The sequence below is a fragment of the Inquilinus ginsengisoli genome (assembly GCF_050434925.1).
GTDB classification, from domain to species: Bacteria; Pseudomonadota; Alphaproteobacteria; order DSM-16000; family Inquilinaceae; genus Inquilinus; species Inquilinus ginsengisoli_B.
Genome location: NZ_JBNDJK010000001.1, coordinates 8,049,611 through 8,072,160, shown reverse-complemented (window position 1 = coordinate 8,072,160; position 22,550 = coordinate 8,049,611). Strand labels below are relative to the sequence as shown.

At 68.2% G+C, this 22,550-nt stretch carries 20 protein-coding genes and 1 pseudogene; 8 read left to right on the top strand and 13 right to left on the bottom strand.

All coding sequences use genetic code 11. The annotated features are described in order from the left end of the window. From QFZ27_RS37620 to uxaC, 5 genes are all read left to right on the top strand, one after another. Positions 1-933, top strand: a complete 933-nt coding sequence (locus tag QFZ27_RS37620; RefSeq protein WP_429232063.1) for a carbohydrate ABC transporter permease — start codon at positions 1-3, stop codon at positions 931-933. Next, a complete protein-coding gene (locus tag QFZ27_RS37615) occupies positions 926-1,786 on the top strand; it encodes a carbohydrate ABC transporter permease (protein WP_429232062.1) in 861 nt (286 codons plus the stop codon). The genes QFZ27_RS37620 and QFZ27_RS37615 overlap by 8 nt, the downstream gene beginning before the upstream one ends. 13 nt (positions 1,787-1,799) lie before the next feature. Beyond that, on the top strand, positions 1,800-2,816 hold the full coding sequence (locus QFZ27_RS37610) for a Gfo/Idh/MocA family protein (protein WP_429232061.1): 1,017 nt from the start codon (positions 1,800-1,802) through the stop codon (positions 2,814-2,816). 2 nt (positions 2,817-2,818) lie between these two features. After that, a complete protein-coding gene (locus QFZ27_RS37605; protein ID WP_429232060.1) occupies positions 2,819-3,901 on the top strand; it encodes a Gfo/Idh/MocA family protein in 1,083 nt (360 codons plus the stop codon). A 264-nt stretch (positions 3,902-4,165) separates the two neighbouring features. Then, the gene (gene uxaC / locus QFZ27_RS37600; protein WP_429232059.1) at positions 4,166-5,569 is read left to right on the top strand and encodes a glucuronate isomerase; all 1,404 of its coding nucleotides are present in this window, start codon (positions 4,166-4,168) and stop codon (positions 5,567-5,569) included. A gap of 165 nt (positions 5,570-5,734) precedes the next feature. Here uxaC and QFZ27_RS37595 read toward each other — a convergent pair whose 3' ends face one another. Next, the gene (locus QFZ27_RS37595; protein WP_429232058.1) at positions 5,735-6,148 is read right to left on the bottom strand and encodes a hypothetical protein; all 414 of its coding nucleotides are present in this window, start codon (positions 6,146-6,148) and stop codon (positions 5,735-5,737) included. Positions 6,149-6,292: 144 nt separating this feature from the next. Between QFZ27_RS37595 and QFZ27_RS37590 the strand changes: the two genes are divergently transcribed. Beyond that, positions 6,293-7,324, top strand: coding sequence for an AI-2E family transporter (locus QFZ27_RS37590; protein ID WP_429232057.1), 1,032 nt, complete (start codon positions 6,293-6,295; stop codon positions 7,322-7,324). Between the two features lie 140 nt (positions 7,325-7,464). Here QFZ27_RS37590 and QFZ27_RS37585 read toward each other — a convergent pair whose 3' ends face one another. From QFZ27_RS37585 to QFZ27_RS37575, 3 genes are all read right to left on the bottom strand, one after another. After that, positions 7,465-8,070, bottom strand: a complete 606-nt coding sequence (locus QFZ27_RS37585; RefSeq protein ID WP_429232056.1) for a hypothetical protein — start codon at positions 8,068-8,070, stop codon at positions 7,465-7,467. A gap of 82 nt (positions 8,071-8,152) precedes the next feature. Continuing rightward, positions 8,153-10,129 carry an SEL1-like repeat protein gene (locus tag QFZ27_RS37580; RefSeq protein ID WP_429232055.1) on the bottom strand — a complete coding sequence of 659 codons (1,977 nt, stop codon included), beginning with the start codon at positions 10,127-10,129 and terminating at the stop codon, positions 8,153-8,155. A gap of 130 nt (positions 10,130-10,259) precedes the next feature. After that, complete coding sequence (locus QFZ27_RS37575; protein WP_429232054.1) at positions 10,260-11,501, bottom strand: dienelactone hydrolase family protein; 1,242 nt, start codon at positions 11,499-11,501, stop codon at positions 10,260-10,262. 114 nt (positions 11,502-11,615) lie between these two features. Here QFZ27_RS37575 and QFZ27_RS37570 point away from each other — a divergent pair, with 114 nt between their 5' ends. Then, positions 11,616-12,119 (top strand): MarR family winged helix-turn-helix transcriptional regulator, encoded by a 504-nt coding sequence (locus QFZ27_RS37570; RefSeq protein WP_429232053.1) that lies wholly within the window; start codon positions 11,616-11,618, stop codon positions 12,117-12,119. 18 nt (positions 12,120-12,137) lie between these two features. Here QFZ27_RS37570 and QFZ27_RS37565 read toward each other — a convergent pair whose 3' ends face one another. From QFZ27_RS37565 to QFZ27_RS37535, 7 genes and pseudogenes are all read right to left on the bottom strand, one after another. Continuing rightward, positions 12,138-12,722 carry a hypothetical protein gene (locus QFZ27_RS37565; RefSeq protein ID WP_429232548.1) on the bottom strand — a complete coding sequence of 195 codons (585 nt, stop codon included), beginning with the start codon at positions 12,720-12,722 and terminating at the stop codon, positions 12,138-12,140. A 7-nt stretch (positions 12,723-12,729) separates the two neighbouring features. Next, positions 12,730-13,539 (bottom strand): annotated as a pseudogene (locus tag QFZ27_RS37560) (sodium:solute symporter family protein); the annotation flags it as partial. Between the two features lie 64 nt (positions 13,540-13,603). Next, positions 13,604-13,801, bottom strand: a complete 198-nt coding sequence (locus QFZ27_RS37555; RefSeq protein WP_429232052.1) for a DUF3311 domain-containing protein — start codon at positions 13,799-13,801, stop codon at positions 13,604-13,606. 114 nt (positions 13,802-13,915) lie between these two features. Then, on the bottom strand, positions 13,916-14,677 hold the full coding sequence (locus QFZ27_RS37550) for an ABC transporter permease (protein ID WP_429232051.1): 762 nt from the start codon (positions 14,675-14,677) through the stop codon (positions 13,916-13,918). Then, positions 14,674-15,600 carry an ABC transporter ATP-binding protein gene (locus QFZ27_RS37545; RefSeq protein ID WP_429232050.1) on the bottom strand — a complete coding sequence of 309 codons (927 nt, stop codon included), beginning with the start codon at positions 15,598-15,600 and terminating at the stop codon, positions 14,674-14,676. The genes QFZ27_RS37550 and QFZ27_RS37545 overlap by 4 nt, the downstream gene beginning before the upstream one ends. Before the next feature lie 88 nt (positions 15,601-15,688). Next, positions 15,689-16,690 (bottom strand): NADP-dependent oxidoreductase, encoded by a 1,002-nt coding sequence (locus tag QFZ27_RS37540; protein ID WP_429232049.1) that lies wholly within the window; start codon positions 16,688-16,690, stop codon positions 15,689-15,691. 64 nt (positions 16,691-16,754) lie between these two features. Continuing rightward, positions 16,755-17,570: an oxidoreductase gene (locus QFZ27_RS37535; RefSeq protein ID WP_429232048.1), complete on the bottom strand. Its 816-nt coding sequence runs from the start codon at positions 17,568-17,570 to the stop codon at positions 16,755-16,757. A 103-nt stretch (positions 17,571-17,673) separates the two neighbouring features. Between QFZ27_RS37535 and QFZ27_RS37530 the strand changes: the two genes are divergently transcribed. Beyond that, positions 17,674-18,246, top strand: coding sequence for a TetR/AcrR family transcriptional regulator (locus QFZ27_RS37530; protein ID WP_429232047.1), 573 nt, complete (start codon positions 17,674-17,676; stop codon positions 18,244-18,246). Between the two features lie 27 nt (positions 18,247-18,273). On the opposite strand, the gene QFZ27_RS37525 is transcribed toward QFZ27_RS37530, so the two are convergent. Continuing rightward, positions 18,274-20,316 (bottom strand): glycoside hydrolase family 5 protein, encoded by a 2,043-nt coding sequence (locus tag QFZ27_RS37525; protein WP_429232046.1) that lies wholly within the window; start codon positions 20,314-20,316, stop codon positions 18,274-18,276. A gap of 5 nt (positions 20,317-20,321) precedes the next feature. Further along, positions 20,322-22,511: a beta propeller repeat protein gene (locus tag QFZ27_RS37520; RefSeq protein ID WP_429232045.1), complete on the bottom strand. Its 2,190-nt coding sequence runs from the start codon at positions 22,509-22,511 to the stop codon at positions 20,322-20,324. Positions 22,512-22,550 lie beyond the last annotated feature (39 nt).

Here is a 22,550-nt window from a genome sequence, read left to right as displayed (position 1 = left end):
ATGACCGTTGCGGTGCAGGCCTCAGGCAGGGTGCAACGGGCGCGGGGGAAGCGGCGAATCACATCCCGCACCCTTTCGGGCTACATGTTCCTGACGCCATGGCTGATCGGATTCATCGGCCTGACTGCCGGGCCGATCCTGGTCTCGCTCTACCTGTCCTTCACCGATTTCGACCTGCTGCAGGATCCGAACTGGGTCGGGGCCGCGAACTATGTCCGGATCGCGACGGCCGATCCGAAGTTCCTGTCCTCGATGAAGGTCACCTTCCTGTTCGTGCTGTTCGCGGTGCCCTTGAAGCTGGCCTTCGCCCTCGGCGTGGCGATGCTGCTGAACAAGGGCATCTCCGGCCTGCCGGTGTATCGCGCGCTGTTCTACCTGCCGTCGCTGCTGGGCGCGAGCGTCGCCATCGCGGTGCTGTGGCGGCAGCTTTTCGCCGGCAGCGGCCTGGTCAACCAGTTCCTGGCCCTGTTCGGCATCCACGGGCCGAGCTGGATCTCCAATCCGAATTACGCGCTGTCGACGCTGGTCGTCCTCAGCGTCTGGCAGTTCGGGTCGCCGATGATCATCTTCCTCGCCGGCCTCAGGCAGATCCCGCGGGACCTGTATGAGGCGGCGGCGATCGACGGCGCCACGCCCTGGAACCGGTTCTGGCGCATCACCCTGCCGCTTCTGACCCCGGTGGTGTTCTTCAACGCCGTGATCCAGACGATCGAGGCGTTCAAGGCCTTCACCCCGGCCTTCATCATCAGCGAGGGCACGGGCGGGCCGATCGACTCCACCCTGTTCTACACCCTGTACCTGTACCAGGAGGCCTTCAGCAATTTCCGGATGGGCTACGCCTCGGCGCTGGCTTGGGTGCTGGTGGTGATCATCGCGCTGTTCACCGCCTTCTCCTTCCTCTCGGCACGCTACTGGGTGCATTACGATGAGTGACATCGCGCTCGACCCGGCCCGCCGCCCGCTGTCGCGGTCGCTGCTGATCCACATCGCGCTCTGCGCCGCCTCGCTGGCGATGCTGTATCCGCTGCTGTGGATGCTGGCCAGCTCGTTCAAGGACGACAGCCAGATCTTCTCCTCGGCCTCGCTGTGGCCGGAGAGCTTCAGCCTCGACGCCTATGTCCGGGGCTGGAGCGGGCTCGACATCAGCTTCGGCCAGTTCTTCTGGAACTCGGCGGTGATCTCGGGGCTATCGGTGATCGGCAACGTCTTCGCCTGTTCGCTGACCGCCTTCGCCTTCGCCCGGCTGCGCTTCCCCGGCCGCGGCTTCTGGTTCGCGCTGATGCTGGGCACGCTGATGCTGCCCTACCACGTGACCCTGATCCCGCAATACGTGCTGTTCCTGCAGCTCGACTGGGTCGACACCTTCCTGCCGCTGGTGGTGCCGAAATACCTGGCCTCCGACGCGTTCTTCATCTTCCTGATGGTGCAGTTCTTCCGCGGCCTGCCGCGCGAGCTGGACGAGGCTGCGATGATGGACGGCTGCAGCCCGTGGAAGATCTACTGGAAGATCATCATGCCGCTGTCGAAGCCGGTGCTGGCTACGGCGGCGATCTTCTCCTTCATCTGGACCTGGGACGACTTCTTCGCGCCCTTGATCTACCTGAACGACATGGGTTCCTACACGGTCCAGCTCGGCCTCAGGAACTTCGTCGATTCCACCGGCAAGTCGGACTGGAGCGCGCTGTTCGCCATGTCCGTGCTGACCCTGCTGCCGGTGTTCGTGTTCTTCCTGTTCTTCCAGCGCCTTCTGATCGAGGGCGTCGCCACCACCGGCATGAAACGCTGAACCGGGACCCCGAATGACCATCCGCTTCGCCGCCATCGGCATCAATCACAACCACATCTTCGGGCAGGTCGACGCGCTGCTCGGCGCCGGGGGCGAGTTCGTCGCCTTCCACGCGCCGGAGGACGACCTCGCCGGCCCGTTCCAGACCCGCTACCCGCAGGCCAGGCGCGTCTCCGACCCGCGCGCCATCCTGGACGACCCGTCGATCAAGCTGGTCACCTCGGCCGGCATCCCGGCCGACCGGGCGCCGCTCGGCATCGCCGTGCTGCGGGCCGGCAAGGACTACCTGTCCGACAAGCCGGGCATGACCACGCTGGAGCAGCTGGCCGAGGTGCGGCGGGTGCAGGCCGAGACCGGGCGGATCTACTCGATCTGCTACTCCGAGCACTTCCAGACCCGGTCGACCGTCAAGGCGGGCGAGCTGGTGCAGGCCGGCGCGATCGGCAAGGTGATCAACACCGTCGGCCTCGGGCCGCACCGCCTCAACGCCAAGACGCGGCCGGACTGGTTCTTCAAGCGGGCCCGCTACGGCGGCATCCTCACCGACATCGCCTCGCACCAGTTCGAGCAGTTCCTGTTCTTCGCCGGCACGCTCGACGTCGAGGTCGCCTCGGCCGCGGTCGCCAACCGCGGCAACCCGGGGACGCCGGAGCTGCAGGATTTCGGCGAGGCGCTGCTGCGCACCCCCGACGCCACCGGCTACATCCGGATCGACTGGTTCACGCCGGACGGGCTGCCGACCTGGGGTGACGGGCGGCTGACCATCCTCGGCACCGAGGGCTATATCGAGCTGCGCAAATATGTCGACCCGACCGGCCAGCCGGGGACCGACCACCTGATCCTGGTCGACGGCAAGGGGATGCAGCGGATCGACTGCAGCAATGTCGAGCTGCCTTTCGGCCGGCAGCTGGTCGCCGACGTGCTGGAGCGGACGGAGACGGCGATGACCCAGGAGCATTGCTTCAAGGCGATGGAGCTGGCGCTGACGGCGCAGGCGATGGCGGAATCGACCGCCGGACGGAGGGCTTGAGAATGGCGGTTCGTAACGTTGCTGTGATCGGCCTCGGCGTCGGCCGCGGCCACATTGCCGAAGGCTATGCCGCCCATCCGGACAAGTTCCGGGTCGAGGCGATCTGCGACCTGAACCCGGACCGCCTGACCGAGATCGGCGACGAATTCAACGTCCCGGTGCGGACCACCCGCTTCGACGAGATCCTGCGCATGCGGGAGATCGAGGTGATCGACATCTGCACCCCGCCGACCGTGCATATCGGCCAGGTCCTGGCGGCGCTGGAGGCCGGCAAGCAGGTGATCTGTGAGAAGCCTCTGGTCGGGTCGCTGGCCGATCTCGACCGGGTGGTGAAGGCGGAGGCCGAAGCGCCGGGCCGGGTGATGCCGATCTTCCAGTACCGCTATGGCGACGGGCTGCAGCAGGCCAAGCGCATCGTCGAGGCCGGCATCGCCGGCAAGCCCTACCTCGCCACGGTGGAGACGCACTGGAACCGCGGCGCCAAATACTATTCGGTGCCGTGGCGCGGCCGGCTGGACACCGAGCTGGGCGGCGTGCTGCTGACCCATGCCATCCATTCGCACGACATCATGACCTGGCTGATGGGGCCGGTGGCCTCGGTCTATTGCCAGACCGCGACCCGGGTGAACCCGATCGAGGTCGAGGACTGCGCCGTCGCCAGCGTGGTGATGCAGAGCGGTGCCCTGGTCTCGCTGGCCGCCACCCTCGGCTCGCAGGTCGAGATCAGCCGGCTGCGCTTCTGCTTCGAGAATGTCACCTTCGAGAGCGGCCTGAAGCCCTATGCCCCGGGCGACGGCCCGTGGCAGATCACCCCGGCCTCGCCGGAGATCGCGCAGCGGATCGAGGGCGCGCTGGCGGAGTGGGAGCCGGTGCCGTCGCGCTTCGCCGGCCAGCTCGGCCGCTACCACAAGGCGCTGGAGACCGATGGCGCGCTGCCGGTAACGCTCGATGATGCGCGCCGGTCGCTGGAACTGGCGACGGCGCTGTTCCATTCTGCGGAGACCGGCGTGGCCGTCGACCTTCCGATCGGCCGCGACCATCCCAAATACGCCGATTGGCGTCCGCAGCCGAAAGCCGTGGCATGAGCCCAAACCAGCATTTCTCACCCCCCTTACGCCCTGCGTCGCCTTGCGGCGAGTCGGATGAGGGGGCGGGACGCGAAGAGCGTATCGGGCGATACGGTCGAGCGGCCCGCCCCCTCAGGCGGCCGCCGCAAGGCGACCCTCCGGGCCGGTTGAACATGCCGACCGGGGGCGTCGAACGGCTTGCGCGATGCGCTGCATCGCGCTGCGCCGCTCTCCTGCCCGGTCGGCATGTTGAACCGGCGCAGGACGCAAGGGGGGTGAGAAATGCTGGTTAACCCGGACCGTCTCTTTTCACCGGACCCGACCCAGCGCGGCATCGCCCGGCGCCTCTATGCCGAGGTCGCCGGCCTGCCGCTGATCAGCCCGCACGGCCACACCGACCCGGCCTGGTACGCCAAGAACGAGGCCTTCCCGGACCCGGCCTCGCTGCTGATCATCCCGGACCACTACATCTTCCGCATGCTCTACAGCCAGGGCGTGCGGCTGGAGGATCTCGGCGTGCCTCGGCGCGACGGCGGGCCGGTGGAGACGGATCCGCGGGCGATCTGGCGCCGCTTCGCCGAGCATTGGCACCTGTTCCGCGGCACCCCGACCCGGATGTGGCTCGACCACACCTTCGAGACCCTGTTCGGGGTGGAGGAGCGGCTGACCCCGGCCAGCGCCGATCGGATCTACGACCGCATCGCCGACCGCCTGGCGCGACCGGACTACCGCCCCCGGGCGCTGTTCGAGCGCTTCAACCTCGAGGTCATCGCCACCACGGAATCGCCGCTCGACCCGCTCGACCATCACCGCGCCATCCGCGACAGCGGCTGGAAGGGCAGGGTGGTCACCGCCTTCCGCCCCGACCCGGTGGTGGACCCGGAGTTCGACGGCTTCCGCGACGGGCTGCAGAAGCTCGGCGAGATCACCGGCGAGGACACGCATTCCTGGCGTGGCTACCTCACCGCCCTGCAGCAGCGCCGGGCCTTCTTCAAGGACATGGGCGCGACCTCGACCGACCACGGCCACCCGACCGCGGCGACGGCCGATCTCGACCCGGTACCGGCGGTGACGCTGTTCGAGAAGATCGTCTCCAGCCATTTCGAGCCGCAGGACGCCGAGCTGTTCCGGGCCCAGATGCTGACCGAGATGGCGCGGATGAGCCTCGAGGACGGGATGGTGATGCAGATCCATCCGGGCTCCCTCCGCAGCCACAACCCGACGCTGCAGCGCGAGTTCGGCCGCGACAAGGGCGCCGACATCCCGACCCGCACCGACTATGTCCGCGCGCTGAAGCCGCTGCTCGACCGTTTCGGCAATGAGCGCGACCTGTCGGTAATCCTGTTCACGCTCGACGAGAGCACCTATGCGCGCGAGCTGGCGCCGCTGGCCGGGCACTACCCGACCCTGCGGCTCGGCCCGCCCTGGTGGTTCTTCGACAGCCCGGAGGGGATGCTGCGCTTCCGCGAGCTGGCGACCGAGACGGCCGGGTTCTACAATACCGTCGGCTTCAACGACGACACCCGCGCCTTCCCCTCGATCCCGGCCCGGCACGACGTCGCCCGCCGCATCGACTGCCGCTACCTGGCCCAGCTGGTGGCCGAACACCGGCTGGACGAGGACGAGGCGGCGGAGGTCGCGGTCGACCTGGCCTACCGGCTGCCGAAGGCGGCGTATAAGTTGTAAGAACAGCGGCGCCAATTCTTAACCCGTCATGGCGAGCCCCGAAGGGGGTGGCCATCCAGTTGCACCGGCCCCCTGGATGGCCACGTCGCTACGCTCCTCGCCATGACGGAAGAGGCCGGAGAGTGGATCTCAAAGGCCGCTGGAGCGAGCCGGAATCTGGCTGTATCAGCCGACCCAGGTCTCCTGCAGGTGTCGCCACAGCACCGCGTCGTCCCGGGCCTCCAGCAGGGCGGTCGATCGGCGCAGGCTCTCGACGCCACGGACGCTCTGCCATTCGTCATAGGTGCAGAGGCGGAAGCCACCGGGCAGAACGAGGCGCACGGCGGCGTTGCGGATTTCGATCCGGAACGGGGCGGCGGGGTCGGCATGCACCCCGCGCGCCTGGCGCAGCCAGCCGGTCACTGCGGCACGGTCCAGCACCGCCCCGTCCGGGGCGATCAGCGTGAAGTCGGAGGGCCAGGCCGGCTCGACCCGGGCGAACTCCGCCGGGTCGGTCGCGCCGTTGCCCAGCCAGCGCTCGAAGAACCGGTGCAGCCGCTCGATCTCATCGAGGCAGCGGTCGCCGATCGGGTCGTTCATGTCGAGGCCTCGTCCACAGCGTTTGATTGACTTTTGTCCGATAAAGGTCCGGAGTCAGGCCGGTATCCTTTGCGTGCGCGCCCGTCGAGAACAGGCTTTCCCATCATGAATTTCCAACCCGGCCGAAGCGAGGACGTTCCGGCCGTGGTTCCGGCAGCCGTGCATCCCGCCCCCCGGGAGCGCCACATCGAGATAGCCGCCCAGATCCTTGCCGGCCTTGCCCTGCTCGGCAGCCTGTGGTTCGGCCTGCTCGCCGCGCTGCTGGCGGGGCTGCTGATCCATGAGCTGGTGCATGCCGTGGCGCCGGCGTTCCGCCGCTTCGGCGCCATGCACAACATCGGCCGCATCATCGCCCTCGGACTGCTGACCGCGGTGCTGAGCCTGGCCGTCATCTTCGGCGTGATCGAGCTGATCTCCCTGCTCACCACCCGGCAGGAGGGGCTGGTCGCGGTGATGCGCAAGATGGCCGAGGCGGTCGAGGAAGCCAGCCAGCAGCTGCCGCCCTGGATCGTCGCCTATATCCCGGCCAGCGGGCAGGACCTCGACACCATGCTGGCGCAATCGCTGCGCGAGCATTCGCGGGACCTGCTGCGGCTCACCACCGATGTCGGGCGCATCCTGGTCCATATCGTCATCGGGCTGGTGATCGGCGGCATGATCGCCATTGCCGACCTGACCGAGAAGCCGGGCCGCGGGCCGCTGGCCCGGGCGCTGGCGGAACGGGCCCGGCTGCTGGCCTTGTCATTCCACCGCGTGGTCTTCGCCCAGGTGCGGATCTCGGCCCTGAACACGGTGCTGACCGCGATCTACCTGGTCGTGGTCCTGCCCTCGTTCGGCGTCCATTTGCCACTGACCAAGACCATGATCGTGGTCACCTTTGTGGTCGGCTTGCTGCCGGTGATCGGCAACCTGATCTCGAACACCGTGATCGTGGTGATCAGCCTCAGCCTGTCGGTCTATACCGCCGCGGCGTCGCTGGCCTTCCTGATTCTCATCCACAAGCTGGAATATTTCATCAACGCCAAGATCGTCGGCACCCAGATCCATGCCCGGGCCTGGGAGATTCTGATCGCCATGCTGCTGATGGAGGCGGCGTTCGGCGTGCCCGGCGTGATCGCGGCACCGGTGTTCTACGCCTATCTCAAGGCCGAGCTGGGGCGGAGCAAGCTGATCTGAGGCCGGGGGACGCCCCACCCTTTATCGTCATGGCGAGCCCCGAAGGGGCGTGGCCATCCAGAATGGTCGGGCCAGCGCTCCGGCCGAGGGACTGGATGGCCACGCTTCGCTCGCCATGACGGTGTAGGAGCGGTGCGGCCCTACATCGGCGGCACCAGCCCATCCTTGCCGACCTGGATCGCGTGCGAGACCAGCGACCCGTCGGTGCCCTTGACCGTGCTGACGATGACATGGGCGCCCTTGGTCAGCTGGTCGCGGCTGCCCGGCTCATAGGTGATCACCGGCACGTCGGGCGGCACCGTCAGCTTGGTCTCGACGCCCTGGTAGCGCAGCGTCACCACCCGCCCGTCGGTGCCTTCGACATCGCCGGCCGTGGCGTTGGTCATGGTGCTGCCGGGCTTCAGGTCGAACGGGTGCTGGCCTTCGCCGACGCCGCGCATGCTCTCCGGGAACACCTGCACCTCCAGTGCCCGCAGGCTGCCGTCGGGTTGCGGCATCGCGGCGCTGCCGATATAGCTGCCGGGCTTGATGTCGCGGATGTCGGCCGGAGCGATGGTCCGCACCGTGGCGTCGTCGGCCAAAGTGACGGTCGCGGTGCTGCCGCCGCGGGCGGCGATGGTCAGCACCGATCCGTCCATCGCCTCGATGGTGCCGCGGATGCGCTGCTGGGGCTGGCTCTGGGCCATGGCCGGCAGGGCGGCCAGGGCCGTGAACAGGGCCAGGCCCGCGATCGCGCTGCGCTTCATGATGTGTCCTCGTTGGAGCGTCGACGTCCCCTTCGAGAAACCCGTACGCCCGGACGCGGCCGGCGGTTACATGAATTCCGCGTCAGGACGCAGGACCGGCCTGCCGCGCCTTCCGTGCCAGTGCGATCAACAACACGTCGTCGACGCCGTCGGATGCCGGAAGTCCTTCGGCGCGGCGGAAGGCCTCGGCCGCGCCCTCGGAGGCATAGCCGAGCGTCGCCAGAAGCCGCAGCGCCGCCGCGACCTTGGCGGTCGGCGACCGGGCGCCCAGCAGCGCGGCGGCATATTGCGGCACGTCGTCCGCCTCCGCCAGCGACCGTGCGAACCAGATCACCGCCTCGGTCTCGTCGCGGGCGACGCCGCGCCCGGTCTCGTAGGCGATGCCCAGCTCGCCCTGCGCTTCGGGGTTGCCCTTCGCGGCGGCGATGCGGAACCAGCGCAGCGCCTCGGCATCGTCCTGCGCCACGCCGCGCCCGGTCTTGAAATGGGAGCCGAGATGGAAGGCGGCCTCGGCATCGCCCTGGTCGGCGGCCAGGCGGTACAGGCGCAACGCCTTGACGTCATTTTGCGCTGTGCCTCGGCCTTCCTCATACATCCGGCCGAGACTGAGCTGGGAATAGGCATAGCCCCGCTCGCCCGAACGGCGATACCAGCGTGCCGCCTCGGCATCGTCCTCGGGCACGCCGCGGCCGCGCTCATGCATCCAGGCGAGGTTGGCCTCGGCGCGGGCATAACCCTGCTCGGCGGCCAGGCGGTACCAGCGGATGGCCTCGCGGTCGTCCTGCGGTATGCCCCGGCCGTCGCGATAAAGATCGCCGAGATTGGCCCGGGCCCGTGCGATGCCCTGGTCGGCGGCGAGACGATACAGGCGGGCGGCCTCGGCCAGGTCCTGCGCCACGCCGCGGCCGCACTCATACATCCAGGCGAGGTTGCTCTGGGCGTGGGCATAGCCCTCGTCGGCCGCCAACCGATACCAGCGCACGGCCTCGGCATCGTCCCGAGCCACGCCCTTGCCGACGTCGTACAGAATGCCGATGGCGTTCTGCGCCTCGGCGTAGCCCTGCTTCGCGGCCAGATGGTACCAGCGCATCGCCTTGGCGTCGTTCTCGGCCACGCCGCGGCCGTAGTCGTACATGGAGCCGAGCTCGGCCTCGGCGCGGGCATAGCCCTGCGCCGCCGCCCGGCGGTACCAGCGCACCGCCTCGGCATCGTCCCGGGCCACGCCATGGCCGCCGGCATACAGGAAGGCCAGGTTGGTCTGCGCCCGGGCCAGGTCCTGATCGGCCGCCAGGCGATAGTGGCGGGCGGCCTCGGCCTCGTCCTCGGCCACGCCGCGACCGACCTCGTACATCCAGCCGAGATTGGTGCGGGCCTCGGCATCGCCCTGATCGGCGGCCAGGCGGTAGAGGCGCACCGCCTCGGCATCGTCCTGCCGCACGCCGCGGCCGGACTGGTACAGATTGCCCAGCAGGCGCCGGCCGACGGCGGAACCGGACCCGGCGGCGCGGCCGTACCAATAGGCCGCGGCGGCATAATCCAGGGCGCCGCCGCGGCCGTTCTCGGCCATGTAGCCGAGGCTGTTCTGGGCCGGGACGTAGCCCTGCTCTGCGGCCAGGCGGTACAGGCGCACGGCCTCAGCCTCGCTGCGCTCGATGCCACGCCCGTCCTGATACATGTAGCCGAGATAGGTCTGGCCGCGGTCGTAGCCCTGGGCCGCCGACAGGCGGTACCAGCGCACCGCCTCGGCGTCGTCCTGGGCCACCCCGGCGCCGTCCCGGTACATGTCGCCGAGATAGGCCTGGCCGCGGGCGCTGCCCTGCTCGGCGGCCCGCCGGTACCAGGTGACCGCGTCGACCAGATCCCGGTCGACGCCGTCGCCGGCCTCGTGGCGATAGCCGAGCCGGATCTGCGCCTCGGCATTCCCGGAATCGGCTGCCAGACGCAGGCCGAGCAGCTCGGCCTCGGGGCCTGCAGCGGTGATGGCCAGGATGTCGGAATGGACCGGCGCCGCGGGCATGAGGGGCGACGGGGAGGCCAGGGCGGCCGGCGATGCCAGCATCAGCCCGAGCACAAAAATATGACTGCGCATCTCAAATGGCGGTGCCGGAAATCCCCCTGTTCACCCTTATCCTTATCGAAACCGGCCCCGCTGTCGATGCCCGATTGTTCCGGGGCCGGTCGATTTTTGCCTAGGCGTTCCGCTGCGCTGCGCTGTCCGCCCAGCGGGCCATCAGGGTGTTGGAGGGCAGGCTTTCATCGACCAGCTTCCTCGCCGTCTCGGCCCCCGCCACCGGCAACCCCTTCGGATCCAGGAGGCCGATCTGCACCAGCACCGAGGCTTGGTCCCAGTAGATGTGCTCGTTGTACAGCTTGTCGCCGCGGAAGCGGACGATCGCGACCAGCGGGATCTCGACATAACGGCCGGTGGGCGGGATGCCGGGCAGCATCCAGTCGATCTCGACGTCATGGGTGAAGCAGAACAGCATCTCGTCGACCAGTCGGTCGACGCCGACGGTGCGGCTGATCGGGATCAGCTTCGTGTCGGCCGGCGTCTTCGGAATGAAGTGGTTGGCGTAGAAGCGGTGCAGGTCGTCCTGGCCGACGCCGCCGGTCATGGTCGGGATGTGGTTGACATAGGGCTCGGCCACCATCGTCGCCATGGTGGCGCGGGCATCGCGGGTGGCGAATTCCAGCTCGGTGTGCCGATCCCACAGCGCCGGCAGGTCGTAACGCGGCCCCAGGGCGGCGCGGAACACGGCCAGGCTGCGGGAATGGGCCATCAGCGAGGCCGGCTTGTCGTAGGCCGCCCGGGCCGGCACGTTGAAGCCGTGGTCGGCGCCGGGATAGACGAAGATCCGCACGTCGTCGCGTCCAGCGAAGGCGTCGGCGATCGCCTCCCGCACCGGCGGCGGCAGGTGGCGGTCCTTCTCCGCGCAATGGAACACCATCGGGCAGCGGATCGCGCCGGCCTCGCCCAGCAGCGGTTCCAGCCCGGTGCCGTAGTAGCTGACCGCGGCGTCGACATGGTGGCGCGCGGCGGCCAGATAGGCCAGGCGCCCGCCCAGGCAGAAGCCCAGCGCGCCGATCTTGCCGCGGCATTCCGGCAGCCGCCGCAGCGTCGTCAGGGCGGCGCCGCAATCGGCCACGGCGAGGTCGATGTCGAGGCGGCCCAGCAGGTCGCGGGCGCGGGCCACGTCGGCCTCGCCATAGCCGAGGTCGACCCTGGGCTCCAGCCGCCAGAACAGATCCGGCGCCAGCACGACATAGCCTTCCTCGGCATAGAGGTCGGCGACGGCCCGCAGATGCGCGTTGACGCCGAAGATCTCCTGCAGCAGCAGGATGCCGGGGCCGGAACCGCTCGCCGGCACCGCGAGATAGCCCTGGAACCGGCCGTCGTCATCGGCCGTGATATCGACCCACCTGCTGGTCATCGCTGATCTCCGCTGGCTCCTGCGCGGCACCCTTCTTCGGGGCGCCGTCCGCGGCTATAGTTTAAACTTAAAGCAGATCGGGTGGCCAACGGCCGTGTGCAGGACTGACGCAGAATGATCGATGCCGAGACCGCGGTCACCGACCGGCCCAAGGACCATCGCGTCGAGCTGCGGCTGTGGCTGCGGCTCTTGACCTGCACCACCATGATCGAGCGCGAGGTCCGCCGCCGCCTGGCCGAGAGCTTCGACACCACCCTGCCACGCTTCGACCTGATGGCGCAGCTGTACAAGATGCGCCAGGGGCTGACCTTGGGCGAGCTGAGCCAGCGGCTGATGGTCTCGAACGGCAACATGACCGGGCTGGTCGAGCGGCTGGTCGAGGGCGGGCTGGTGGCGCGCGAACAGTCGCCGGCGGACCGGCGCAAGCACGTCATCCGCCTGACCGAGGAGGGCGAGCGCCAGTTCGCCGCCATGGCCGCGGCGCATGGCGACTGGGTGGCGGAGATGACGGCGGGCCTTGGCACCGGCGAGATCGAGCACCTGATGGATCTGCTCGGCCGCACCAAGGTGTCGGTGGCCGAAGCCATCCGTCCGCGGGGGCGGAGCAAGGCCGAGTAACCCTGCCCCGCCCGACGATCAGGCTGTCCGCGCCACTCGCGGCGCCACGGCCAGGTTGACCACCACCGCGACCACGATGTTGGCGGCCAGCGCCAGCAGCCCGGCATAGACCGTGACCGTGCTGCCGCCGAAGCTCAGCGCGTGCAGCGGCTTCAGTCCGTCCTGCCAGACGATCCAGCTGCCGCCGAAGAAGCCGACGGCCCAGCCGGCCAGCAGCGCCGGCGCCCGGAACCAGCCGACATAGAGGCCGAACACCAGCGCCGGCAGGGTCTGCAGGATCCAGACGCCGCCCAGCAACTGCAGGTCCAGCGCGAACTGGGTCGGCAGGAACACGATCACCAACAGGGCGCCGACCTTGACCACCAGCGAGGTGAGCTTGGCCACCTGAGCCTCGCCGGCATGGCTGATGCCGGGGTCGACATAGGCCTTCCAGAAGTTGCGGGTGAACAGGTTGGCGGCGCCGATGCTCATCACCGCCGCCGGCACCAGGGCGCCGATGGCGATGGCGGCGAAGGCGAAGCCGGCGAACCAGCTCGGGAACAGCGTCTGGAAACAGGGCCGGCACCACGTCGTTCGGGCTGGCGACGTTGAGATGCGCGGCATGGCCCATATAGCCGAGCAGGGCCAGGAGGCCGAGCAGCAGGGTATAGGCCGGCAGCAGGGCCGCGTTCTTGCGGATGGTGTTGGCGCTGGCCGAGGCGAAGATGCCGGTCAGGGTGTGCGGATACATGAAGGCGGCCAACGCCGAGCCGAAGGCCAGCGTGGCATAGGCCACCATCTGGCTGTCGCCCAGCAGCAGGCCGCCCGCGCCCTTGGCCTTGAAGGCGTCGTCGGCCGCCTGGAACACGGCGCCGTAGCCGCCCAGCTCCCACGGGATCAGCGCCACCGCGGCCAGCACCGCGATGTAGATCATGATGTCCTTGACGAAGGCGATCAGGGCCGGCGCCCGCAAGCCCGCGGAATAGGTGTAGAGCGCCAGGATGACGAAGGCGATCGCCAGCGGCAGCTCGCCGGTCAGCCCCAGCGCCTTGATCACCGCGGCCATGCCGACCAGCTGCAGCGCGATGTAGGGCATCACGGCGAGGACGCCGGTGATGGCGACCGCCAGCTCCAGCCCGCGCGAGCCGTACTGGCCGAACACCACGTCGCCGGCGGTGACGTAGCCATGCTCCTTCGCCCGCTTCCACAGCTTCGGCATCACCAGGAAGACGAAGGGATAGACGATGATGGTGTAGGGCAGGGCGAAGAAGCCGTAGGCGCCGACGGCGTAGACCAGCGCCGGCACCGCGATCACGGTGTAGGCGGTGTAGAAATCGCCGCCGACCAGGAACCAGGTGACCCAGGTGCCGAACTTGCGGCCGCCCAGCCCCCATTCGTCGATATGGGCCAGCGTCTCGCCGCGCTTCCAGCGGGCGGCCATGAAGCCCATGACGGTGACCAGGATGAAAAAGAAGGCGAAGACCGAGAGCGCGACGACGTCCAGCTCAGTCGTCATGACGCACGCTCCGATAGGCGATCCAGATGATCAGCGCGGTCAGCGGCACCCAGGCGAACTGGTACCAGTAGAAGAACGGGAAGCCCAGGATCTCCGGCTCCCGCGCATTGTAGAACGGCACCCACAGGAGCCCGAGGTAGGGCAGGAGCAGCAGCCACAATACGGGCCGCCGTGAACGCACAGGCATGGCGAATCCTTCCGTCGCGGGCCTACCTGGCCCGATTCCGGCCAACCTGCCATCGTCCCCGGATATGTTAACCCGAATTAAGGCATGGCGGCATTGCCGTCGACGGGCCTGCGCTCAGGACTTCAGCCGATACCCGGTCCTGAAGATCCAGGCCACGATGGCCAGGCAGATCGCCAGAAAGCCCATGGTCATGCCCAGGCTCACCGCGACGTTGACGTCGGCGATCCCGTAGAAGCTCCAGCGGAAGCCGCTGACCAGGTACACCACGGGGTTGAACAGGGCCGCGGTCTGCCAGAAGGGCGGCAGCATCGAGATCGAGTAGAAGCTGCCGCCCAGGAAGGTCAGCGGCGTGATGATCAGCAGCGGGATCACCTGGAGCTTCTCGAACCCGTCGGCCCAGATGCCGATGATGAAGCCGAACAGGCTGAAGGTGACGGCGGTGAGCACCAGGAACAGCAGCATCCAGAACGGGTGGAGGATCTGCAGCGGCACGAACAGCCCGGCCGTCGCCAGGATGATGGCGCCGAGGATGATCGACTTGGTGGCGGCCGCCCCGACATAGGCGACGACGATCTCGAGATAGGAGACCGGCGCCGACAGCAGCTCGTAGATCGTGCCGATGAATTTCGGGAAATAGATGCCCATCGATGCGTTCGAGATGCTCTGCGTCAGCAGCGACAGCATGATCAGGCCGGGCACGATGAAGGCGCCGTAGCCGACCCCGTCGATCTGCTCGATGCGCGAGCCCAGCGCCGCGCCGAAGACGACGAAGTACAGCGAGGTCGAGATCACCGGCGACAGGATGCTCTGCATCAAGGTGCGCCCGGTGCGCGCCATCTCGGACATATAGATCGCGCGGATCGCGTAGAGGTTCATCGCCGTTCGCTCACCAGGCTGACGAAAATCTCCTCCAGCGAGCTCTGGCTCGTGCGGAGGTCCTTGAACCGGATGCCGGCATCGGCGAGGGCCTGCATCACCGCGGTGATGCCGGTGCGCTCGCCCTGCGAGTCGTAGGTGTAGACCAGCTCGGTGCCGTCGGCCGACAGCGACAGCTGATGGGCGGCCAGCGCCTCCGGCAGGCTGTCCAGTGGCGCCTGCAGCTGCAGCGCCAGCTGCTTCTTGCCCAGCTTGCGCATCAGCTCGGCCTTGTCCTCGACCAGGATGATCTCGCCTTTGCGGATCACCCCGATGCGGTCGGCCATCTCCTCGGCCTCGTCGATGTAGTGGGTGGTCAGGATGATGGTCACGCCCTGGTCGCGCAGCACACGGACCAGCCGCCACATGTCCTGCCGCAGCTCGACATCCACCCCGGCCGTCGGCTCGTCCAGGAACAGGATCTGCGGCTCATGCGCCAGGGCCTTGGCGATCAGCACCCGGCGCTTCATGCCGCCGGACAGCGTCATGATCTTGCTGTCCTTCTTGTCCCACAGCGACAGGTCCTTCAGCACCTTCTCGATATGGGCCGGGTTCGCCGGCTTGCCGAACAGGCCGCGGCTGAAGCTGGCGGTGTCCCAGACGGTGGTGAAGGCGTCGGTGGTCAGCTCCTGCGGCACCAGGCCGATGCGGGACCGGGCGGCGCGGTAGTCGCCGACGATGTCGTGGCCGTCCACCGACACCGCCCCGCCGCCGGGCCGGACGATGCCGCAGACAATGTTGATCAGCGTGGTCTTGCCGGCGCCGTTGGGGCCGAGCAGCGCGAAGATCTCGCCGCGCCGGATCTCCAGGTCGACGCCCTTCAGCGCCTGGAAGCCGGAGGCATAGGTCTTCGACAGGTTCGAGATGGTGATGATCGGCGACATGGCGCGACCATACCCGATGCCGGGGGTGAGTCGATGCGGGATCGTGAACCGGCGGCCGCGATGCCGACGATGGGCGGAGGTCGTCTCCCTACCGCACCTTGATCACGACCTTGCCCTTTGCCCGGCCGGTTTCGACATAGGCCAGGGCCTCTTTGGTCGCTTCGAACGGAAAGACCCGATCCACGACCGGGCGGATGATACCGGACTCGATGAGGGCGGCGATCTCGCGCAGCTGGTCTCCGTCGGCCCGCATGAACAGGAACGAATAGCTGAGGTGGCGGCGCCGTGCCTCCTTCCTGATCCTGCGGCTCAGGAAGCGGATCGCCAGCCCGATGAGCGGGTTCGCTCCGATGGATCTCGCAAACTCCGGGTCGGGCGGGCCGGCGAGACCGATCACCTTGCCGCCGGGCTTCAGCACCTGCAGGGATTTCTCAAGAACCGCTCCGCCCTGGGTGTCGAGCACGACATCGAAATCCCTCAGGGTCCTGGCGAAGTCGTCCTTCCGGTAGTCGATGACGATATCGGCGCCGAGCCTTCTCACCAGATCGGCTGTCGCGGCACTCGCCGTCGTCGCCACGGTCGCGCCGACATGCTTGGCCAGCTGGATGGCGAAGGTGCCCACGCCGCCGGAGCCGGCGTGGATCAGGACCTTCTGCCCCTGCTTCAGCCCGGCTCTGTCGATCAAGGCCTGCCAGGCGGTCAGGCCGACGAGGGGGATCGAGGCCGCTTCCTCCATGGTGAGGGTTTTCGGCTTGAGCGCCACGTCGGCTTCGTTCATCGCGATCAATTCCGCGAAGGTGCCGATCCGGTTGTGATGCGGCCGGGCATAGACCTCGTCGCCGACCTTGAAGCGCCGCACCCGGGATCCAGCCCGCACCACGATTCCGGCCACGTCGTTGCCCAGGATCAGCGGCAGGCGGAACGGCAGGAGCAGCTTGAACTCGCCGGATCTGATCTTGTTGTCCAAGGCGTTCACGCCGGCGGCGTGGACCTGGACCAGCACGTCGTCGTCGCGCAGCTCCGGCTCCGGCATCTCGCCGGCCCGCACGTTCTCCGCCCGGCCGTAGCGATCGACGATGAACGCCTTCATGACACTGTCTCCCTGCCGTTCTCGAATGATGCGGCGAAGCCTTCGCGCTTCGGCCGCAAAGGGTTTAGACCGGCAGCCGCATCTGCTGGCGCAGGCTCTTGTCGAACATCTCCGCGGGCACAAACCGGCGCAGCAGGCTGACCTGCCGCGCCCTTTTGCCGGCGGTATAACGCCGCCGCGGGCGCGCATCGGCCACGGCCTTCAGCACCGCGTCGGCCACGACCTTCGGGTCGTCGCCTGTGCTCACCATGTCCTTCATCACCGCCGCGGCGCCGGCCCGGGCCCGGTCATACTCCGCCAGCACGGCATCAGGCTCGAGGCCGTTCTGCTCGAAGCCGCTGCGGGTGTTGCCCGGCTCGATCAGCGAGACGCGGATGCCGAAGGCGCGCACTTCGTGGTCGAGCGATTCCGAATAGCCTTCGAGCGCGTGCTTGGCCGCCGAATAATGGGCGGAATACGGCGCGGGGATCAGCCCCAGAATCGAGCCGATATTGACGATGCGCCCTTCGCCGCGGCGCCGCATCGGCGGCAGCACCGCGTTGGTCATGCGGATGGTGCCGAACAGGTTGACGTCGAACAGGGCGCGGACCTGGGCGATGGAGGATTCCTCGGCCCCACCGACCAGTCCGACGCCGGCGTTGTTGACCAGAAGGTCGATCCGGCCGGTCTGCGAGAGCACGGCCGAGACGAGGGTGGCGACGGATTCATCGTCGGTCACGTCGCAGGCCAGCATGGACACGCCGGCCGGGCCATTGCCGGCCGTCCGGCGGCTTGTCCCGAACACGGTGAATCCAGCCTGTGCCAAGGCCTCGGCGATGATGCGACCGATGCCGGAGGAAGCCCCGGTCACGATCGCGGTCTTTCCCGAATATGCATTCATCGCTGCTCCAAAGCCACGAGCCCTGGCCTGTAGTGGTTCATTGCATTACGATCACTTAGTCACATTATGATCATAATTCAATAAACATCGCAAAGGTCGGGTCATGCGCTACGAAAAGGGACGGAAGGACGCGACGCGCCGGCGGATCACGGAGGTCGCCTCCGAACGGTTCCGGTCCGGCGGCATCGCCTCATCCGGAGTCGCGAGCATCATGAGCGACGCCGGGCTGACGAACGGCGCCTTCTATCCGCATTTCCAGTCGAAGGAGGAGCTTGTCCGCGAAACCGTGGCAGCGGCGCTGGAGGCGCAATCGGACCAGCTGCGCGACGTCCTGTCCGCCGGCGGGCTGGAGGCGGCCATCGCGGTCTATCTGTCGGCGGAGCACCGGGACAATCCGGCGACCGGCTGTGCGTCGGCGGCGCTGCTGCCGGAGCTTGCGCGCCAGCCGCCGGAGACGCGCAACCTCTATGCCGAACGCTTTCTCGCCCTGGTGCGCCAGGTGGCGGCGGCGCTGCCGCCGCAGACCCGGGATCCGGAGGGAGTCATGCTCGGTGTTTTCGCGACGCTCATCGGCACGCTTCAACTCGCCCGCGCCGTCGAGGGGAGCGCATTGTCGGATCGCATCCTGGCCGCAGGAGCGGAGGCGGCGCGGATGCTGGTCCAGCCGCCTCCGTGATTGCGGGGAGAGTGCCGGCTGCGGGCGTCAATCCGGGTAGACGCTCGTCAGCCCGCTCAGGTGGTTGCGGTACTGGGAGCCGTAGTCCGACGGCGTGCCGGCTTCGTCGGTGATCAGGCCGATGTTGAAGTCGCTGGTGCCGCAGGTGCCCGGCCAGGTGTTGAAGTTCCAGGCCATGAAGCCCTGCTGCTTGCCCTCGACGAAGGCCCACAGCCGGTCCAGGTAGTCGGTGTCGCAGCTGGCGCCGAAGTGATCGGCCATGCCGAACTCGCCGACGATCAGCGGCACCTGATCCATCACCGGACCGACCTCGTCCTCCCAGCACTGCTCGCTGGTGCAGGTCGCGAAGTTGTACTGGTGCCAGGAGGCGACGATGTTGCCCTCCGGGTCGGTCGGCTTGTAGGCCAGCCAATGGCTGAGGTCGCCGGCGAGCCCGAGCCCGCCGACCATCAGCACGTTCTCCGCCCCGGTGGCGCGCACCGTGTTCACCAGGGTCTGCATGCCGATCGCGGTGTAGGGCGTGGTGGTGTCGACATAGCCCTCCGCGACCTTCACCGAGCAGCTGCTGCCGCCGTCGCGCCAGCAGGTCCAGGCCTGGGCCACGGGCGGATCGTTCAGCAGATAGGGTTCGTTGTAGAGGTCGAAGATGACCGCGCTGTTGGTCTTGAACGCGTTGGCCACGCTGGTCCAGAACGTCACCGAATGGTCCGCGTTCGGCATCGGCTGGAAGTTCAGGCCGATGGTCGACAGCGTGCCCGGCATCGCATAGTGCAGGTCGACGATGACGGCCAGGTTGTTCGCGGTCATCAGGTTGACGTAGTCGATGATCGCCTGCCGGTAGGTCGCGCCCATATAGGGGGCGTTGGCGCTGGTGGTGTTGATGCCCAGCCAGCACTGCTCGTTCAGCGGCACCCGCACGGCGTTGGCGTTCCACGACTTGACCGCGTCGACGAAGGCCTGGTCGCGCGGCGTGGCGTCGTAGCCCTGCACGCATTCGAAGCCGGTGGTGCCGCGATTGACGCCATGGATGAACAGCGTCTGGCCATCGCCGTTGAGCAGCTTGTTGCCCTGCACATGCAGGCCGCTCATCGACACATTGGACGGGCCGGTGCCGGGCCCGGTCATGGCCAGGTCGTCGAGGTAGAACCAGGGTCCGGCCTGATCCGAATAGTGTTTGATCGCCAGGGTGTCGATCGTGGTGTTCGCGATGCCGAGATCGGCCAGCGGCACCTCGAACCTGGTCCATTGCCCCGCGGTCATCGGCGCCAGCACCGCGGTGCCCAGGAAGGTCCCGGCGCGGAAGGCGTCGACCGACACCACCTGGCCGCCGGCGGTGCCGCCATGCGCCCACAGCTCGAGCGTGTCGAAGCCGGCGGTGCTGAAGCCCTCCTTGTCGAAATAGAACTGGCCCCAGGCGCCGGTCGGCGTGATCCCGATGGATTTGGTGCCGGCATGCACCGGGCTGGTGATGGCGGTGTTGCTGCTGATGTTCCAGCCATTGCCCGGCGTCCAGCCGTTCTGGAACTGATCGTCGTAGAGCACCTGCCGGGTCGGCGCGACGTTGAGCCCGATGTCATCGACGAAATAGGCGGGGAGGGTGGACGCGGTGGCGTTCTGGAGGACGAAGCCGGTGACCTGCAGGTCCTGCGCCTCCAGCGTCGACAGGTCGACTGAATATTGCCGCCACTGATTGGCCAGCAGCGGCGCCAGCGGCACGCTGGTCAGGGGATTGCCGGCGGTGTCGCGGGCCTGCAACTGCAGCTGCTGGCCGCCGGCCGTCCCGCCATGCGCCCAGAAGGTGAAGGCCCCATAGCCGGTGGTGTCGAGCGAGGCGGTGTGCAGGTAGAGGCCGCCCCAGCCGCTCTGCGCCACGCGGATCGAATGGCTGCCGCCATGCACCGTGGTGCCGTTGGTCAGGCTCTGGCCGGACGACCAGCTCCAATCCTGCCAGCCGGAGTGCAGCGCTTCCTGGTAGATCACGACCGGGTCGGCCGCGCGGGCATTGCCGAAGCTGAGGACGCCGAGCAGTCCCAGCAGCACGACCAGGCCTTGGAGCAGGCGATTGCGCATGGATGTCACCGCCACTTCATCACGCCCTGCCCGGGCGAGACCAGCCACAGCGCGCCATTGGCCGCGACCCTGGCGTAGAGCGCGAACGGAAAGGCCAGGCCCTGGTTCTGCGCCGTCCAGCCGGTGACGCCGTCCGCGCTGGTGACCACGCCCTGGCTGGTGGTGGCATAGCCGCCGGCATGGACCGCGCTGGAGCTGCCGAAATAGACGCGGCCGCTGCTCGCATTGACCGTCACGGTCCGGCCCTGGTCGTCGGCCCGGACGCGGGTCCAGCTCTGGCCGTAATCCGCCGACCGGTACAGGCCCTTGCCGGTGCCCTTGACCGCGACCCAGATGTTGCCGCCCCGGCTGGCCAGGTCCATCGGGCCGCTATAGGTCCAGACGTCGTGCAGCCAGTGCGCTCCCGCGGTCCAGCCGCTGGTCATGGCGGCGGGCAGGGTCAGCGCGCTCCAGGTGCCGGCGCTGCCGCCCTGCCACGAGCGGTAGACCGCGCCGGCCGACAGGGCGAGCACGCCGTTGGTGTCGGTGTAGTAGACCCGGAAGCAGTCGTCGTTCGGGCAGTCCAGCACCTGCGCCCACGACACGCCGTCATCCTCGCTCAGATACACGTCGCCGTTCACGGCGGCGTAGACCCAGCGGAAGTTGGCGGTGCTGTCGGGCGCCACGGTCAGCCCCTCCAGGCGCCGGATCGGGTTGGGCAGGCCCTGGGTGATGTTCTGCCAGGTCGCGCCCTTGTCCGTGCTCTTCACCAGGTACAGCGGCTCGTCGCAGGGCGTGCCGCAATTCTCCATGTTGCCGCCCAGCTGGGCCCACACCACGCCGGGGCGGCTTGGATCCGCCGCCACGCTCAGGGTGTTGCCGCCCTTGCCGGCCCAGCCGCCGGTGTATGCCGCGGCGTTCAGGCTGGTCCAGCCGAGGCCGCCGTCGTCCGAGCGCCACAGGCCGAGATCCATGTAGCCGGCATAGACCGTGTTGGCGTCCGCCGCGCTCTGCTCGACCACGATCGGGACGACGTTGTCGATGCCGCGCGAGCGCCACTTGCCGCTGACCGCGGTGGAAACGCGGTCGCTCCAGGTCTTGCCGCCGTCGCTGCTGCCGTAGAGGAACTGGTTGTTGGTCCACAGCACGGTGTTCGGGTTCGCCGGATTGGTGGCGAGGGTCTGGCCCAGCCCCTGGTAGCTGAAGCCCATGCCCCAGACCTCGTCGGCCTGGGACCAGCCGCCGCTGACGCTCAGGGTGTATTTGGTCCAGCTCGTTCCGCCGTTGCTGCTCTCCCACAGGAAGCTGCCATAGGTGCCGGCGGGGCGTAGGGCCTGGTCGTCGAGGCCGACGATCCTGACATGGCTGGAATTGGCCGGGTCGGCCAGGATGATGCCGGACGGCGCCTGCGTGCCGGAACTGAGCAGCGTCCAGGAGTATCCGGTCTCCAGTGACTTGTAGACCCGCGGGGCGTTGCCGGTCGCGGCGACCGTCGCATACATCAGATTCAGGTTCGACGGGTCCTGGCCGTAGGCGATGTCGACCAGCTTGCCCTGCTGCGGATCCATCCGGGCGAAGGTCGCGCCGCCGTCGGCGGAGAAATGGGCCTGGTAGACCACCTGGCTTTCCGGAGTGTCCGGGAAGCGTCCCCGGCCGCTGACCGCCCAGACGCCGTCGGGATCCACCGGATGGGTGCGCAACCCGGTGATGCGCAGGTTGGCGGGCAGGTTGGACCCCGTCGCGCTCCAGGTCTGGCCGGCATCGCTGGAGCGGATGATATAGGGGCTCAGGCTGTCCCACTGCGGATGCACCGCGGCGTAGATGATGTTCGGATCGGCCGAAACGGCGATGGCGGCGATGTAGCCGGTGGCGTATTTCCGGCTGAAGCCGGTGCCGTTGCTGTTGCCGACGAACAGCCCGCCATCGGTGCCGACCAGCAGCTTGCCGGCGGGATGGGCCGCCAGCGATGCGATATGGGTGACGGTCAGCCCCTGGGCCGACCCCACCGCGGTCCAGGTGGCGCCGGCATCCATGCTGAGATAGACGCCGCCGAGGTCCGAGCCGACGGCCCAGTACCCTTCGCTGGTCACCACGGGGGAGTTGAACGCACCGCCGCCGCCGGGATTGCCGGGCTTCCAGGTCAGCTGGGCGTGGCCGAGGCCAGGCATGAACAGGAACAGCGCCGCCAGCAGGACGGCCATAAGTCTATGGTTCACCGGGTCCCCCTCCCGTTATGTGTCGATCAGGACCGGCCT

Coding starts and splice junctions, on each gene's coding strand:
- QFZ27_RS37530 (WP_429232047.1), top strand. CDS start 17,674: ATGCGCTACGAAAAGGGACGGAAGGACGCGACGCGCCGGCGGATCACG.
- QFZ27_RS37595 (WP_429232058.1), bottom strand. CDS start 6,148: ATGAACGACCCGATCGGCGACCGCTGCCTCGATGAGATCGAGCGGCTG.
- uxaC (WP_429232059.1), top strand. CDS start 4,166: ATGCTGGTTAACCCGGACCGTCTCTTTTCACCGGACCCGACCCAGCGC.
- QFZ27_RS37555 (WP_429232052.1), bottom strand. CDS start 13,801: ATGCCTGTGCGTTCACGGCGGCCCGTATTGTGGCTGCTGCTCCTGCCC.
- QFZ27_RS37565 (WP_429232548.1), bottom strand. CDS start 12,722: ATGCCGCGCATCTCAACGTCGCCAGCCCGAACGACGTGGTGCCGGCCC.
- QFZ27_RS37605 (WP_429232060.1), top strand. CDS start 2,819: ATGGCGGTTCGTAACGTTGCTGTGATCGGCCTCGGCGTCGGCCGCGGC.
- QFZ27_RS37570 (WP_429232053.1), top strand. CDS start 11,616: ATGATCGATGCCGAGACCGCGGTCACCGACCGGCCCAAGGACCATCGC.
- QFZ27_RS37545 (WP_429232050.1), bottom strand. CDS start 15,600: ATGTCGCCGATCATCACCATCTCGAACCTGTCGAAGACCTATGCCTCC.
- QFZ27_RS37575 (WP_429232054.1), bottom strand. CDS start 11,501: ATGACCAGCAGGTGGGTCGATATCACGGCCGATGACGACGGCCGGTTC.
- QFZ27_RS37540 (WP_429232049.1), bottom strand. CDS start 16,690: ATGAAGGCGTTCATCGTCGATCGCTACGGCCGGGCGGAGAACGTGCGG.
- QFZ27_RS37525 (WP_429232046.1), bottom strand. CDS start 20,316: ATGCGCAATCGCCTGCTCCAAGGCCTGGTCGTGCTGCTGGGACTGCTC.
- QFZ27_RS37580 (WP_429232055.1), bottom strand. CDS start 10,129: ATGCTGGCATCGCCGGCCGCCCTGGCCTCCCCGTCGCCCCTCATGCCC.
- QFZ27_RS37610 (WP_429232061.1), top strand. CDS start 1,800: ATGACCATCCGCTTCGCCGCCATCGGCATCAATCACAACCACATCTTC.
- QFZ27_RS37620 (WP_429232063.1), top strand. CDS start 1: ATGACCGTTGCGGTGCAGGCCTCAGGCAGGGTGCAACGGGCGCGGGGG.
- QFZ27_RS37535 (WP_429232048.1), bottom strand. CDS start 17,570: ATGAATGCATATTCGGGAAAGACCGCGATCGTGACCGGGGCTTCCTCC.
- QFZ27_RS37585 (WP_429232056.1), bottom strand. CDS start 8,070: ATGAAGCGCAGCGCGATCGCGGGCCTGGCCCTGTTCACGGCCCTGGCC.
- QFZ27_RS37615 (WP_429232062.1), top strand. CDS start 926: ATGAGTGACATCGCGCTCGACCCGGCCCGCCGCCCGCTGTCGCGGTCG.
- QFZ27_RS37550 (WP_429232051.1), bottom strand. CDS start 14,677: ATGAACCTCTACGCGATCCGCGCGATCTATATGTCCGAGATGGCGCGC.